Raw genomic sequence first — 14,726 nt, forward strand, 5'->3', positions numbered from 1 at the left:
CGACCTTCAGATCGTAGTCAGAACACGTGTCGCATCCCCCTCCCTGCGTGGACGTCGTCACGGGGCCCTTTGGTTCGACGATCCGTCGCGACCCACCCAAGCGGTAGTGCTTCGTCGACCCCCGTCGGAGAGGCGGTCTGCCGCACCTTCATGGCGGGAGACCATTTTACGTCATGCACGTCACCCGAGCGTCCGATGGTAGCGAACAGGTGAGGCGACGACCCGAACCGGCGTCAGGTAGATCGCCGAAATGACGTCGGCCGGACCACCCGCCCCATGACCGAACGTCGACGTAGAAAACCCCTCATCGGTAAATATTTTAATACTCTGTCCTGAGATATCAATGTATGCGGATTGTCTGTTGGCCGGAGCGTTGACCGTCTCGTCCGACATGTTGCGTTCGATGCGAACGTGGTTTGGAAGGAACCCAATGCCGAGACTGATGGGAAAGAGGGTTGTCGTCACGGGTGCTGCCCAGGGTATCGGACGGGCGACGGCCGAGTTGTGCGCCCGGGAGGGTGCGACGGTCGTCGCCGTAGACCGCAACGCGGAACGGCTAGCGGACCTATCGGGTTGTGAGGTTCGTGTGCTGGATCTCACCGATCGTGAGGCAGTAACGGCGTTCGGCGAGAATGCGGATGCCGTGGATGCGTTGTTCAACTGCGCGGGCTATGTGGATGCCGGCGAGCTGATGGCGACTTCGGACGAAGGTTACCGGCTCTCCTTCGATCTCAATGTCCATGCCATCACATACATGTTGCGCGCATTCCTGCCTGGCATGGTGTCGAACGGGGGCGGATCGATCGTCAACATGGCTTCGGTCGCGGGTCCCATCATCGGCGTCGCAAACCGCTACGCCTATTGTTCGAGCAAGGCCGCGGTGGCGGGAATAACCCGATCGGTAGCGGTCGACTACGTCGGTCGTGGCATCCGCTGCAACGCCATCTGCCCCGGTACGGTCCAGTCGCCCAGTCTGGACGAACGCCTTGCGGCCACCGGTGACGAGCAGGCCGCTCGGGCGGCGTTCGTCTCACGCCAGCCGATGGGGCGGCTCGGATCGGCGGAGGAGATCGCCTATCTGGCCCTGTATCTGCTTTCGGACGAAAGCGCCTATACGACGGGCCAACTGCACACCATCGACGGCGGCTGGAGCATGGCATGAGTTCCGGTCGCCGCGTATGCTCCGCGCTCGATCTGATCGACGATGCCGGCCTGATCGCAGCCTACGAAGCCGCACATGCACCCGGAGAGGTATGGCCGGACGTGATCCGAGGCATTCGTGCGTCGGGAGTCGATCAACTGGAGATATGGCGGACCGGGGATCGCCTCTTCATGATCGCCGAAGTCGCCGACGACTGGCCCCGAGCCGTCACACCGGAACTCGAAGCCGTGGATGCCCGATGGCAGCAGGCGATGGAACGATTCCAGCGACGGCTGCCCAGCGCGAACGAGGGCGAGAAATGGGTTGCGATGCGACGTATCTTCCGGCTGGATGCTCCAACGTGAGCGGGATCGATCGACGCCGAATCGGCACGACCGCACTGTACGTTCCTGAACTCGGTTTCGGAGCCGCGTCGCTAGGCAACCTCTACCACCCCGTCGACGATGCGACCGCACGGGCGGCGCTGGACGCAGCGCTGCATGCCGGGATGGTATATTTCGATACCGCGCCGCACTACGGTCGAGGTTTGAGCGAGAGACGCGTGGGCGATGCGTTGCGGTCCCGTACCGATGTGGTCGTGTCGACCAAGGTCGGACGGTTGCTGGAGCCGGACCCGTCGATCACGGACGACCGCATGCGCGACGGCTTTCGGTCGCCGATGCCCTTTAGGCCGATGTACGACTATGGTCACGACGCCGTCCTGCGAAGCGTAGATCACAGTCTGCAGCGACTGGGCCTTGCTCGGATCGATCTGCTCTATGTTCACGACATCGGTCATCGCAACCACGGTGGAGCCAACCAGCACCATTGGGAGCAACTGACGCGGGGAGGTGGCCTGCGGGCATTGGAACGGCTGCGCCGCGAGGGCACGATCGCCGGGTTCGGCCTGGGTGTGAACGAGATCGAGATATGTCTCGACGTCATGGCGGAAGCGCATCTGGACGTGATCCTGCTGGCCGGACGCTATACGCTCCTCGAACAGGCTGCGCTCGACGCGCTTCTCCCGGCCTGCGCCACCACGAAGACGTCGATCGTGATCGGCGGTCCCTACAACAGCGGCATCCTCGCTACGGGAACAAGGTCGCAAGCCAGGATGACGTACGACTACGCCCCGGCGTCCGCGGAGGTCGTTGCCAAGGTGGCCGCGATCGAGGCGGTCGCCGATCGACACGGTGTCCCGCTACCCGCCGCCGCCCTGCAATTCGTGCTGGCTCATCCCCTCGTCGCAAGCGTGATTCCAGGGTGCGACAGCGCAATGCGCGTCGGCCAGACGGTCGATCTGCATCGCCATGCGATTCCAGCCGACTTCTGGACCGAGCTTCTCGAACGCGGACTGATCCGCTCCGATGCGCCGCTGCCGGCCCGACACACCGGATCGAAGACGACCGGAGCCCAGGGGTGACAAGCATTGCCGTTGCCGACGATCACGCATGGCGCGGCCTGAACCCGCATGATGGTCACGCTCGGGCTCGAGTGAAATCGATCGTCGTCGGTGTGACCTCCATGAACGTACGGCAGCGGTTCCGAACGGGCTGCGGCGACAGGTCGACCGCTCCACCGATCGCGTCACTCCGGCACCAACGTCATCCGATACCTCCAAGGGCCAACCTGAATGACAGTCATTTCGTCACCCGGTGACTTCCGGATCGCCGCCCAGTCACGACTGCCCCGGTTCTTGTTCGACTACGCCGATGGTGGGGCAGGATCGGAGGCGACCATGCGCGCCAACGTAGAGGACCTCGCGCGAGTCGGTCTCTGCCAGCGGGTGATGTGCGACGTGGCCGACATCGATCTCTCCGCCGACCTCATGGGCGTCCAGCGGCCCCTGCCGATCGCGTTGGCACCTATCGGAATCGCTGGAATGTATCGTCGACGTGCCGAAGTGCAGGCGGCTCGTGCCGCGACCTCGGCAGGCATCCCCTTCACGCTGTCGACGGTGGGACTGTGTTCGCTGACGGAGGTCCGAGCGGGGACTGCCGGGCCGTTGTGGTTTCAGCTCTACGTGATCCGAGACCGCGGGTTCATGTCCGATCTCATCGAAACGGCGAAGGAGCAGGGGGCGGAGGCTCTCGTCTTCACCGTCGACATGCCCGTACCCGGATCTCGTCATCGCGACGCGCACTCCGGAATGTCCGGGCCGTACGCGCCGCTGCGTCGCGCGATGCAGGCCGTAGGACACCCCGGATGGGCCTGGGACGTCGGTGTGCGTGGTCGACCGCATCGTCTGGGCAATCTGACGCCGGTGCTGGGCGAGGCGTCGGGCATGGATGACTACATCGGCTGGCTGGCTGCGAACTTCGATCCGTCCATCGCTTGGAAGGACATCGGTTGGATCCGCGCCGCATGGAAGGGGCCGTTGATCATAAAGGGCATCCTCGACCCGGAAGACGCGCGCGCCGCCCTCGATGCCGGCGCGGACGCCATCGTCGTCTCCAACCATGGCGGACGGCAGCTGGATGGCGCTTCGTCTACGGCGAGGGCACTTCCTGCAATCTCGGACGCCGTAGGCGGACGACTGTCGATCCTCGCGGATTCGGGCATTCGATCGGGAACAGACGTGATCCGGATGCTGGCACTCGGTGCGGACGGCGTGCTCCTGGGTCGCGCCTGGCTCTACGCCGTAGCGGCGGGCGGCGAGGCTGGCGTAGCGGCGCTGATCGGGCTGATAGAAAGGGAGATGCGCGTCACCATGGCACTGACCGGCGTCCGGAGCATCGGGGAGATCGACCGCTCCATCCTGTTGGACGGATAGCGGTCGCCGATGGATGCCGCAGCCGACCGGCGGGCGCCGGCCAGCTGCGGTGCTGCATCAGGTCGCTTCGACGATGCGCTGCTGCTGCACGCCGAGACCATCGATCCCGAGGCGAACGGTCTGACCCGCGCGCAGATATACCGGCGGTTTCTGGCCGAGACCGACCCCCTTCGGCGTACCGGTCGAGATCACGTCACCCGGTTCGAGCGTCATGAACCGACTGCAGTAGGACACCAGCTCGGCGACGGTGAATATCATGTCGGCCGTATCGCCGTCCTGATAACGATGACCGTCCACCTCGAGCCACAACCTCAGTGCCTGCGGGTCGCCGACCTCGTCGGCCGTAACGAGCCATGGGCCGATCGGACCGAACGTGTCGCATCCCTTGCCCTTGTCCCAGGTTCCGCCGCGCTCGAGCTGGAACGCCCGTTCGCTGACGTCGTGGACCACGCAATATCCCGCGACGTGGTCGAGAGCGACCTCGGCATCGACGTGACGGGCCGTCGTTCCGATCACGACGCCCAGCTCCACTTCCCAATCGGTCTTCTCAGAACCGCGAGGGATCTCGACATCGTCGTTGGGACCGACCACCGCGCTGGTCCATTTGCCGAAGACCACCGGTTCGGCGGGAATGGGCAGGCCGCTTTCGGCGGCATGGTCGCGGTAGTTGAGGCCGATGCATACGAACTTGCCCGGCCGGGCCACGCACGATCCCAAACGCTGCTGGCCGTCGACCAGTGGCAGGCCGGCGGGATCCAGCGCCGAGATGGCTGCGAGCCCCGCGGGCGACAGACGATCGCCGCCAAGGTCGCCTAGGGCCTCCGGCAGTGCGCGAATGCCGCCATCGGTGTCCAGCAGTCCGACGCGCTCGCGTCCGACTTCTCCGTAACGCAGTAGTTTCATAGTCTGGTTCCCATCTCAGTAGGTGATGAAGTTCGAATGCCCCGCCGCCGCGAGATCAGACCATCCCGAGGATGCGCTGCAGAGCCGCCTGGAAATGGTGACCCAGCGCAGCCTCAGCCGCGGCGGGATCGCGTGCGAGACAGGCATCGAGCACGTCGAGATGCTCGCGGATGGTACGGATCACCCGCGGTACGGTGAAAGTGAGGTCGAGCCGGATCAAGGCGACGTGGTTCTTCAGTCTGCGGGCCGTGGTCTCGATCATCGGATTTCGCAACGCGGCGATGATGCTGCCGTGAAAGCGCTGTTCCAACTGCTCCATCGCTTCCTGTACGGCGGCAGTGGCACCTTCGAGTTCGACACGTGCGAGCAGGGCGTTGTGAGCCTCGACGAGTATGACGATGTCGGTGCTTTCGGCGGTCTCCGCATAGGCACGCGCGGCGGACCTCTCGATGATCGAACGGAACTGATAGGTCGATCGCGCCAACTCCAGATCCGCCTTCAGGAACTCGATGCCCGAGCGCGCGTGTATCTTCAGGATGCCCTCGGTCTCCAGCACCCGTAGCGCATCGCGCAACGGTTGGATCGGGAGGTCGAGCAGACGCACCAGCTCGTTCTGCGATATGAACGAACCGGCAGGCAGCCTTCGATCGAACAAACCTTCCAGGATGCGACGATATGCCAAGTCGCCCAGACGGCGACCGGTTTCGAGTGGCTCTTCCGCCGGCACGGTGGAAGAGCGGGTACGGACGGTCTTGGATGGCTTGGTCATGGTCGTGGGCGTTATCGCCTTGAACCAATCAGCGCCACCCATCTGAAATACCAGACCCGATGTCACGGCCGCTTTTCCGGTTCGACACCCGCCTCGCGGATTGTTCTCGCAGCGGCCGAAGGCCACGAGCCTCCGCTTACCTTGACGTTGTCGACCAGACGATTGTTCATGTAGTGGTCCCAGGATCCGCCCAGCTTTCCGCCATTGTACCAGTTGGACGTAGCCAGGTTGTCCGTTGTGGTGCGATGGGGACGATAGCCGTCCATAGTGTTCGCGTTCAGCCAGACGCCGACGCCGTCCACGACGTTGTTGCGTACGGTGACGTAGCGCGACCCTTCGTCGAGATAGAGGCCGATCCCGCCGGGGACGTCGTAGATGTAGTTGTCCGCTATCAGCGCGCCGGGGTCTGCGGACAGATGATAGATCGCTCCGCCATCGGCGAAGTTCGTCTTGACGTTGTGGACGCGGTTGCCGGTCACGACCGTGTCCCGCAGGATCGTCGGCGTGTCGTACACGATGTTGCCGGGCTGATCGTAGTAGCCTCGCGTACGGGTTCGATATGCACCACTGCCGCCGGGATCGTTGACGCCCCAGCCCCAACCGATGTCGATCCCGTCGTAGGGCGAGTTCGAGACGTCGTTGTGCGTCACGATCGTGCCTGCAGCATAGGTGACGAGAATCGCCGCCTGCTCCTTGTAGTCCTGCGACACGTTCTCGATCCGGTTGTTCGAGATCACGACGTTGCGCACGCCCATCTCGGGGCGCGGCGGATGGTGCGCGTCGGGTGCGATCCCCCCGACCATGATCGCGCCGCCGGCCAGGTCGCTGAAGCGACTTCGGCGCACCTCCACCCCGGCCGCGCCGTAGCCGACGCCGCTGCCGTTCGCTTCCGGATTGTTGCCGATGCCGAGAGCGATCTGCCCGAGCTGGGCGAACTCGGTCTGCTCGAAGACGACGCGAACCGCAGCAGCGACCTGCACGGCCGCCGGTTGTTGCCGCCACCGGTTGCGCATCGTCTCGAACGCCCAGCACCCCCAGCTGCACGTCGTGATCGGGTCCGCCGGATAGCCGGGAACGACGCCGGCTAGGTATGATCCGCTCTGCTGGCTGGCATAGCCCTCTGCGGTCGACGCGCCGAGCCAACTGGTGTGGCGGAACGAAATGCCGGAGAAGCTCAGATCGGCGATTGGTCGGTCATAGCTTCCCGCGATCGCGATGAGCGACTCCAGTCTCGGCATCACGACCTCCACCCGGGTCATGTCCTCGCCCTCGCGCGGCTTGTAGTAGAGCCTGCCCAAGGCCGGATCGACGAACCACTGGCCCGGTTCCCGCAGGAATGCCAACGAGTTGGCGAAGTACAGCCGCCCGGCCTCTCCTGCGAGCGTCTTCGGCAGCGTGTCGTAACCGATCAGATTGTTGCGCCAGCCGGGCTGCTGCATGCGGATGACATCTCCGTCGATCCGCTCGACGAGAGCCCGGCGATCGGTGAAGATCCCGGTATGCTCGACCTCGATGCGCGATTGATCGGGCAGGGTCGCGAGGAAGCGCCAGGCCGGATCCACGATGGTCATTCCCGTCGCGCTGAAGGCGAAGGCCTTTCGTGGCGCACGAACCTGCGCGCGTTGTGCCATCCGCGAGCCGACCCAGATCTGACGCGGATCCGCGCCACGCGGCACATCGGCCGTCCAGATGCCGCGTGAGCGGTCCGCCAGGGTCCAACCGGCGATGACGGTTCCGCCCGACAGGACCGGATGCGCGCCCGGCGCCGCCTGCCAAGTCACGACATGGCCGTTCCGGCCGCCGTCGTCCGCGGCGAAGCGCAGCGGTGCCTGAAGCGCGTACATGCCGTCCGCCAGCGACACCGTCACGTCATGCGCCGCGTTCAGCCTCCGCACCGCCTGCTGTGCGCGTTCGATCGAGCGAAAGGGACGTGCCATCGTGCCGTCACCCGCGTCGGCCCCCGTCGGCGAGACGTGCACGACCGACGGGATCGCGACCGGCGGGACCGGCAGCGACATCGCGGCAAACGTATCGTGCGAATCCGGAGCTCCGAGCGAGGGCAGTACCGGAATTGTCGGCTGAGGCGGCAGCTGCTGAGCCGCCGAGACCGCGTGAACCGACAATGCGGCAAGCGCCAGCGGCAATCCTGTAAGGCACTTACTCATGTCACGTCTCCCAGTGCGTAGAATCGTCGCGCGCTCCGGCCGAATAGCTGTTCTCGGCTGGCGCCGAAAAGATCGGCGAGGCCTGCGGCCTCGTCGAGCCATGCGGCGTAGGTGTCCCCGGAGAGGGTGAGTACCGGCCAATCGCTGCCCCACATGAGCCGATCGCCGAAGTTGACGACGAGATGCTCGATGAGGGCAGCCAGCTCGCCGGTGGATGGTGCGGGAAGCTCCCCGGTGCGAAGACCCGACAGCTTGCAGTGAAGCCCACGTCCGGCGAGCTCGGCGATTGCGTCCCACCACGGATCGCGAGCCGCATCCGACACCTGTGGCTTGGCCGCGTGGTCGATCACGATGCTCAACCGAGGCCATCGATCGGCGAAGCGTGCCAGCATCGGAAGATGGCGGGGCTCGACCAGAGCATCGAGGCGGAGGTCATGTGCGACCATCGCCTCGATTGCCGGAACGAGGTCGTCGCGGAGCAGCCATTCGGAGTCGTCGATCGCCTGCAGCATCGGTCGCAGCCCGCAGAGCTTGGGCCGGTCTGCGAGCTCGGCGATCCGCAACGGAGCTTCGGGGGCGGAAAGGTCGACCCAACCGACCACGCCCAGCACCAGCGGTTCCTGCGCAGCCACTGCCAGCATCCAGTCGGTATCGGCATCGGTAGGCTGCGACTGGACGAGCACCGCTCCCGCCAGCGGGGTGGAGTCGGTAGCCTCGCGGAGATCGGCCATCGCGAAGTCGCGGTGAAGCGTGGGCGTCCCTGCCGTCGGCCATTCGTGGCCGGGAGTGGCGAGCGCCCACAGGTGCAGGTGGGAGTCGACGACGTCCATCCTCAGCGGACCGACCTGATCGGCAGGACCAGGAACGATCCGGCGATCACGAACAGCCCGGATACGATAAAAAGGGTTGGGTAGCTGTTGCCGGTCAGAGACAACAGCATCGCCGCCATCACCGGACTGAGGATCTGCGGCACGTTGATCGCGGTGGTCAGGATGCCGAGATCCTTGCCGGTCGCATCCTCCTCGCCCTCACGGGCCTTCGGCAGCACCTGGGTCATGAGCGCGAGGTCCACCGACATGAACGCCCCGTATCCGAGCCCTATCAGCACCGCGTAGGCCATCATGCCTCCCGGGGTCGGCGCGAACAGCGGCATCGCGACTGCCAGCGCCATGATGAGGCTCGCGATGAACACCAACGGCTTGCGTCGTCCGAGCCGGTCGGACAGCACGCCCGATCCAAGGCCGGAGAACACCAGCGCGACGAAGGTCACGATCGACATCGTGGCGATGGTCGCGTTGGCGACCGACTGGCTCAGGCCGATATGATCCTGGAGGATGTAGAGCAGATAGGTCAGGATGGCCTGATAGCCCATGTAGATCGCGAACCGACCGGCGAAGGCCCAGGCGAAATCCGGATGTTCGCGCGGGCTGATCCAGAAGCCCTTGAGGAACGCTCCGAGACGGAACGGTGGCGCCGCCGACAGCGCGACCCGTGGTTCCGGGTTGATGGCGACGAATGCGAGGCATGCGACGATGATCGCGGCGCCCACGACTCCATACGCCAGCTGGATCCGGTCCGCGAGCGTCCCGGCGAAGAAGGTGCCGAACGATACGCCGGCGGTCATCGCACCACCGACGACGCCCGACGCCAGCCCACGCTCGGTCGGCGAGAAGCGATCCGCCACCAACGTGGTGATGGCGGGCTGCATGGCGTTCAACGAGACGACCGCGACCAGCCAGATGGCGGTGATCCCGACGAGCCCCGGGGCATGCGGCGTGAGTATGATGGCGGTACCGCCGATCGTGCCGCCGACGATGATCCAAGGCGTACGTCGTCCGAACCGACTGCGGGTGCGATCCGACAGAGCGCCCGCGATCGGCGTGGTCAACGTGCTGAACACGGAGGTGATGGCGTAGATCACGCCGAGCGTCTGTGCCTTCCCGACGGGATCGAGGTTCTGGATCTGGTTCGGCAGCAGCACCCCGAGCACCGAGGCGTAGAGCGTCAGCAGCGTGAAGAAAACCGTGCCCATCGACACGAGAAGAACCCATTTCCGGCGACCGCTCACCCAATGAAGTCCGGCTCCTTCGGCGGCCGGAACCTGATCCCGAAGCGCCATCGGAACGGAGCTCATGCCGGGCGCTCCCACCGGGGCGCGGGCGGGAGCGCTGCCTCGGACAACGGTTCGGGCGTACGATGCTCGTCGCGGGCGGTCCGGCTGAGTCGCAGGCCGTGGCCGGGGCGGTCGTGACCGCGGATCAGTCCGTCACGGACCGGATAGGGCTCCTCGACGAGGTGTTCGAAGTTCTGGAAGCTGTATTCGAGCCAACGCACGCCCGGCAGCGCCAGCGCCATGTTCACGCCTACCTCGAGGAAGCTGTTGCCGAACGTCACTTCGACGTTGTGCTCGCCGGCCAGCCAGCCGGCCCGCATCACGTCGCTGACCTGGCCATGGACGTTCAGCATGTCGCAGGCATCCGCCTGCAACAGCCGTCGCTTCCCGGAAAGGTCGAGATATTCGCCGCTGTTGATGCGCGTGCCGGGGCGAGCCAGCCGCAGACGCCGCAGACCATCGAAGTCGTCCCGTGGTATCGGGTCCTCCACCCAGTAGATATCGTGACCCGCGCGGGCGAACAGATCCAGTGCGGCAAGGGTCTCGGCTGCGGTCCATGCCTCGTTCGCATCGATCATCACGGGCCGGCCGTCGTCGCCAGTGGCCTTCTTCAGAAGATCGAGACGGCCGAGGTCACGCTCGATGTCCGCATGACCGACCTTGATCTTGTAGCCGCGGAAACCGGCATCGGCGGCGCGGCCGAACAGTTCCTGGAAGGCGTGATCCGAGAGGTGGAAATCGAGCCCGCTCGCATAGACCGCGAGCTCGTCGCGTTTGTCGCCGAGCAACCGCCATAACGGCAGTCCCACCGACTGGCTGAAGAGATCCCATACGGCATGCTGGATCGCCTCTTCGAACGGCAGCAGCATCCTCCGGACGTTTCCACCGCGCGGCTTCGTGACCTGCAGGGCCAGCGAACCGGCTTCCCGACCTTCGAGCATCGGAAAGGCCTCCTGTCGGAACGCTGCTTCGATGCCCGCCTCCGACATGAGCGGCTGGAACAGGACCTGCATGAAACCGAGACCGATGCGGCCGGCCTCGTCCACCAGTTCGACGGCGACGATGTTCGCCTGCGTCGCCGAAACCTGCGCGTCGCCTATCGGTCGGTCCCGCCGAAACTGGAAGCGCGAGACGCGGCAGTCGACAATTCTGGTTCCACTCATCTGCGCACCCGCCCCCGATTTCCCGTCTCGACAGCGGCCGTGCCGCTGAACATCGTTATCGCCCCCTTGTGCGCCAACGGCGTCGTACAGGTCAACAGACATTCCAAAATGCCTGACTGATATTTTAGTTTGACAGGTCTGATTTTTTGGGCCGATATGGGCGGACTATCCCGGCACAACGGGAAACGGAGGGGATGAAGATGAACAAGGGATACCTGCTAGCTGCGGTCGCCGGCGTCGCGATGTCGACGTCGGTCCACGCCCAGACGACGCCCATCGACAGCGTACAGGACGGTGGCGCAGCCATCGGGAGCCAGTCCGGCGTCGGCACGGCGACGCAGGACGTCCAGCCCTCGGAGGAGATCGTCGTCACGGGCATCCGCGCCAGTCTTCGCTCGTCCCAGGCGACGAAGCGGAATGCCGCACAGATCGTCGACTCGGTATCGGCCGAAGACGTCGGCAAGTTCCCGGACGTGAACATCTCGGAGTCGCTTCAGCGGGTCACGGGCGTCGCGATCGACAGGAACGGCGGGGAGGGGCAGTTCATCACGGTCCGTGGCCTCGGGCCCCAGTTCAATACGGTGCTCGTCAATGGCCGCATCATGGCGACCGACAATCCCGGCCGTGAGTTCTCGTTCGACGTGCTGTCGCCGAACATGATCCAGCGAACCGACATCTACAAGAGCACCGTTCCGCAACTTCAGGAAGGCGGCATCGGCGCGACCGTGAACATCGTGACCGCCCGTCCGCTGGACGGCAAGGCGGGCATGCACGTCACGGCGTCGGCAGCCGGCATGTACGATACGCTCCGTGACAAGGCGAGCCCGGACCTGTCGGGCGTGGCTTCGTTCACCAATGAAGCAAAGACCTTCGGAGCGGTCGTCTCGGCTTCCTACACCAACCGTCGCAGCCAGAACGATCAGTTCATCATCCACGGCTGGTTGCCGGGAACCCAGGGGCTCATCGCAGGCGGCGCCGGCGCTACGGGCCTGGGTGCCGGCAGCCTCGTCGACAGCGCCAACGGCATCTTCACGCCGCGCGACTCGACGTTCAATCGCTCGTTGGAGAGTCGCGAGCGACTGAACGTCGCGGGTACCGTGCAGGGTCGACTCGGCGACAAGCTTCTGCTGACGGTGGATGGTCTCTATTCGAAGTTCGACGTCCGTAGCGCAGGACGCACGTTCGGTGCATTCTACACGCCGCGGTTCATCGGCCTGACCACGAACGGCAACGGAACCGTGGTCGGTTTCAACCGCCCGGGATCGCAGTTTCTCGCCGCCAATCCCCAGCTCGGCGATCCAGCGCTCGCGGATCGCCGCGTGACGCTGTCTCAGAACGACAACTACGCGTCCCAAGCCGATCGCCTCACGAAGAGCTACCAAGCCGGCGCCAACCTCAAATGGAGCGTGAGCGACAATCTCGACCTCAGGTTCGACGCATCGAGGACGCAGGCCAAGAACCGCACTCCGAACGCCTTCGTGGTGGTCGGATCCCTCGCTCAGACGTCGCCGCGGTGGGATCTGGTCCAGGGCACCGAATTGCCGATCCTGTCCAATCTCGGGCCGATCACGGACCCGGCGCTCATGCGCGCGCACTATACCGCCGTCGGGGAGGGCCGGGTGCGGGATACCGGTTCCGAATATCATTTCGACGGGGAGTTCCGCAACGAGGACGCCGGCATCGTGAAGTCGATCCTGTTCGGGGCGGCCTACAACGAACGCCACAAACGGCGTACCAACACGGACAACTCCGATACGGTATGCACGTTCTGCGGCTACGAAGTCCCGATACCGACCTCTCTGCTGTCACCGTACACGCTGGACAACTGGCTCCCCAGGACATCGGGGAGCGACAAGGCGCCGGTCGACTTCATCACCTTCGATCCGTCGGCGGTCATCGCCTACCTCTCGCAACCCAACGTGCTCGCTCTGGCGCGACAGGGACGCACCGCCGCGGAGCAGTCCGCCGAAGCCGGCCGCCAACTGGCGCTCGCCGGCGGTCCGTTCGGCTTGCGCGATCGTCCCGGTCAGCTGCTCGACGTCCGTGAGAAGGTCTGGGCGGGCTATCTCAACGTCGGCGTCGGTGGACCGCGCTGGTCCGGCAACATCGGCTTCCGCGTCGCCGACACTTCGGTGCTCTCCCAGGGCTTCGCACAGACGATCCGTTCGATCCGGGTGAACCCGGGCGACGACAACCTCAACATCGTGTTCAACGATCCGTCCGCGACCAGCGTGCGCAGCAGCTATCGAAACTTCCTTCCGTCCGCGAACGTGAAGTACGACCTGACCGACGACATGCTACTGCGCGCCGCCGCGTCGCAGACCGTGACGCGGCCCACGCTCACCGACCTCGGAGTGGACAACAACTACACGGGCCGCATAACGGCGGCGGTATCCGGCGGCGGCAATCCCGCGTTGCGCCCCTTCAAGTCGACCAACTACGATCTGTCCTACGAATGGTACCTGTCCGACATCAGCTACGTGAGCGTCGCAGGCTTCTACAAGCAGTTCTCCGACTTCCTCGAGCAGCAGACGCTGCCGGTGCCGGTCGGGGCCTATACATTCCAGGACACCCGCACCCGCAACGGCGCTACCGGTTCGGTGACGGGCGTGGAGGTCGGTGGGCAACTTACCGCCGACAGCCTGAGCTCCGGCTTCATCGGAGGGTTCGGCGTCGCCGGAAACTACACCTACGTCTCCAGCAGCGCCAAGCGAACGGCCACCATCAACAACAGCTGCGGCTACAACGGCCTCTCTCCGCATTCGGCGAACGGAAGCCTGTTCTTTCAGAAGTACGGATTGCAAGCGCGTGCTTCGTACAACTGGCGGTCATCGTTCCTCAGGACCTGCTTCAGCGACTACGGCCAGCCTGAAAACCGTCGTGCCTATGGGCAGCTCGATTTCAGTGCTTCATACGACATCACCCCCGGATTGCAGGTCTACGTACAGGGTGTGAACCTGACCAAGAGCTACGTGTTCGACTATTCGGTCCTCGAAGAACGGGTGAAGAACATCCAGAACACCGGCACCCGGTTCATATTCGGGGCTCGCGCCTCCTTCTAACGCAGTTTCAGTCCTCCCCCCCTGGGTCCGGTATTTGCTACCGGACCCATTTTTTCCGTCATGACCTTCCATTCATCGATTAAAAGAGCCGGCCAGCGACAGATCTGACCTTGGGAACCGGGTCAGCGCGTCAGGGCGTCGACCGGACGCCGACGGCAGCGGGCAGGAATGACGTCGGTCTCGTAAGGGACGTCGAAGGTCCGTCCGCCCCCCGATCGTTCTGCCGTGGATGGCCGCCTCGGCAATGCGTGATCCGATACCGAGGAGCGCCAGTCGGGATCGGCGGAACCTCACGACGACGTGCCCATCGACGCGAAGACGCCCAGACTACACGTTTCAGTCAGCGTCGGAGCCTGCCGAAGCGCTCGGTCTGCAGGTGCTCCCCTAGTTCCTCGGCAGGACCGAACCTCCTTCGTCCGCGCCGGCGTAGGCAGGTCAGGGCCGCATCGTCAGCGTTCATCATGCAGAGATCCCTCCCGATCAGCCACGCGCCGACTTCGTCCCGCCTCCAGTCGCAGTGCGGGACCTCGCTGCCTTCGCCCGCGCAGGCGTCGTTATGTGTCGGGCGATCATGGCGGCCGGTCTTCAGGCTTCCGGGTCCGGCAGCACGCGGTGGCAGGCAGTGGAAAAGAGCCTT

At 64.8% G+C, this 14,726-nt stretch carries 13 protein-coding genes; 6 read left to right on the forward strand and 7 right to left on the reverse strand.

Going from position 1 to position 14,726, the window contains the following annotated elements; genetic code table 11:
• Positions 1-180: 180 nt before the first annotated feature.
• Positions 181-465: a hypothetical protein gene (locus IFS44_RS15355; RefSeq protein WP_192099189.1), complete on the reverse strand. Its 285-nt coding sequence runs from the start codon at positions 463-465 to the stop codon at positions 181-183.
• On the opposite strand from IFS44_RS15355, the gene IFS44_RS15360 reads away from it, so the two are divergent.
• The 4 genes from IFS44_RS15360 to lldD all read left to right on the forward strand — a co-directional run bounded on the left by IFS44_RS15360 (position 443) and on the right by lldD (position 3,914).
• Positions 443-1,162, forward strand: coding sequence for an SDR family oxidoreductase (locus IFS44_RS15360; protein WP_342366444.1), 720 nt, complete (start codon positions 443-445; stop codon positions 1,160-1,162). The two genes, IFS44_RS15355 and IFS44_RS15360, sit on opposite strands and share 23 nt — an antisense overlap.
• Positions 1,159-1,506 carry an L-rhamnose mutarotase gene (locus IFS44_RS15365; RefSeq protein ID WP_192099101.1) on the forward strand — a complete coding sequence of 116 codons (348 nt, stop codon included), beginning with the start codon at positions 1,159-1,161 and terminating at the stop codon, positions 1,504-1,506. The genes IFS44_RS15360 and IFS44_RS15365 overlap by 4 nt, the downstream gene beginning before the upstream one ends.
• Entirely contained in the window at positions 1,503-2,564 is a 1,062-nt protein-coding gene (locus IFS44_RS15370; protein WP_342366445.1) for an aldo/keto reductase, read from the forward strand. The genes IFS44_RS15365 and IFS44_RS15370 overlap by 4 nt, the downstream gene beginning before the upstream one ends.
• Positions 2,565-2,774: 210 nt before the next feature.
• Complete coding sequence (gene lldD / locus IFS44_RS15375; RefSeq protein WP_192099103.1) at positions 2,775-3,914, forward strand: FMN-dependent L-lactate dehydrogenase LldD; 1,140 nt, start codon at positions 2,775-2,777, stop codon at positions 3,912-3,914.
• Positions 3,915-3,971: 57 nt separating this feature from the next.
• Here lldD and IFS44_RS15380 read toward each other — a convergent pair whose 3' ends face one another.
• From IFS44_RS15380 to IFS44_RS15405, 6 genes are read right to left on the reverse strand one after another with little or no spacing between them, the layout of a single operon-like run.
• A complete protein-coding gene (locus IFS44_RS15380; RefSeq protein ID WP_192099104.1) occupies positions 3,972-4,817 on the reverse strand; it encodes a fumarylacetoacetate hydrolase family protein in 846 nt (281 codons plus the stop codon).
• A 55-nt stretch (positions 4,818-4,872) separates the two neighbouring features.
• Positions 4,873-5,652: a GntR family transcriptional regulator gene (locus IFS44_RS15385; RefSeq protein ID WP_342366446.1), complete on the reverse strand. Its 780-nt coding sequence runs from the start codon at positions 5,650-5,652 to the stop codon at positions 4,873-4,875.
• Positions 5,649-7,751 carry a right-handed parallel beta-helix repeat-containing protein gene (locus tag IFS44_RS15390; protein ID WP_192099105.1) on the reverse strand — a complete coding sequence of 701 codons (2,103 nt, stop codon included), beginning with the start codon at positions 7,749-7,751 and terminating at the stop codon, positions 5,649-5,651. The genes IFS44_RS15385 and IFS44_RS15390 overlap by 4 nt, the downstream gene beginning before the upstream one ends.
• The gene (locus tag IFS44_RS15395) at positions 7,748-8,581 is read right to left on the reverse strand and encodes an amidohydrolase family protein (RefSeq protein WP_192099106.1); all 834 of its coding nucleotides are present in this window, start codon (positions 8,579-8,581) and stop codon (positions 7,748-7,750) included. The genes IFS44_RS15390 and IFS44_RS15395 overlap by 4 nt, the downstream gene beginning before the upstream one ends.
• A 2-nt stretch (positions 8,582-8,583) precedes the next feature.
• On the reverse strand, positions 8,584-9,885 hold the full coding sequence (locus tag IFS44_RS15400; protein WP_192099107.1) for an MFS transporter: 1,302 nt from the start codon (positions 9,883-9,885) through the stop codon (positions 8,584-8,586).
• Positions 9,882-10,733, reverse strand: a complete 852-nt coding sequence (locus tag IFS44_RS15405) for an enolase C-terminal domain-like protein (RefSeq protein WP_244650352.1) — start codon at positions 10,731-10,733, stop codon at positions 9,882-9,884. The genes IFS44_RS15400 and IFS44_RS15405 overlap by 4 nt, the downstream gene beginning before the upstream one ends.
• Between IFS44_RS15405 and IFS44_RS22300 the strand changes: the two genes are divergently transcribed.
• The gene (locus tag IFS44_RS22300) at positions 10,701-11,147 is read left to right on the forward strand and encodes a hypothetical protein (RefSeq protein ID WP_244650353.1); all 447 of its coding nucleotides are present in this window, start codon (positions 10,701-10,703) and stop codon (positions 11,145-11,147) included. The genes IFS44_RS15405 and IFS44_RS22300 overlap by 33 nt on opposite strands.
• Before the next feature lie 74 nt (positions 11,148-11,221).
• Positions 11,222-14,089: a TonB-dependent receptor gene (locus IFS44_RS15410; protein ID WP_192099109.1), complete on the forward strand. Its 2,868-nt coding sequence runs from the start codon at positions 11,222-11,224 to the stop codon at positions 14,087-14,089.
• Positions 14,090-14,726 lie beyond the last annotated feature (637 nt).

The organism is Sphingomonas sp. CFBP 13706 (genome assembly GCF_014842355.1).
Taxonomy (GTDB): Bacteria; Pseudomonadota; Alphaproteobacteria; order Sphingomonadales; family Sphingomonadaceae; genus Sphingomonas; species Sphingomonas aerolata.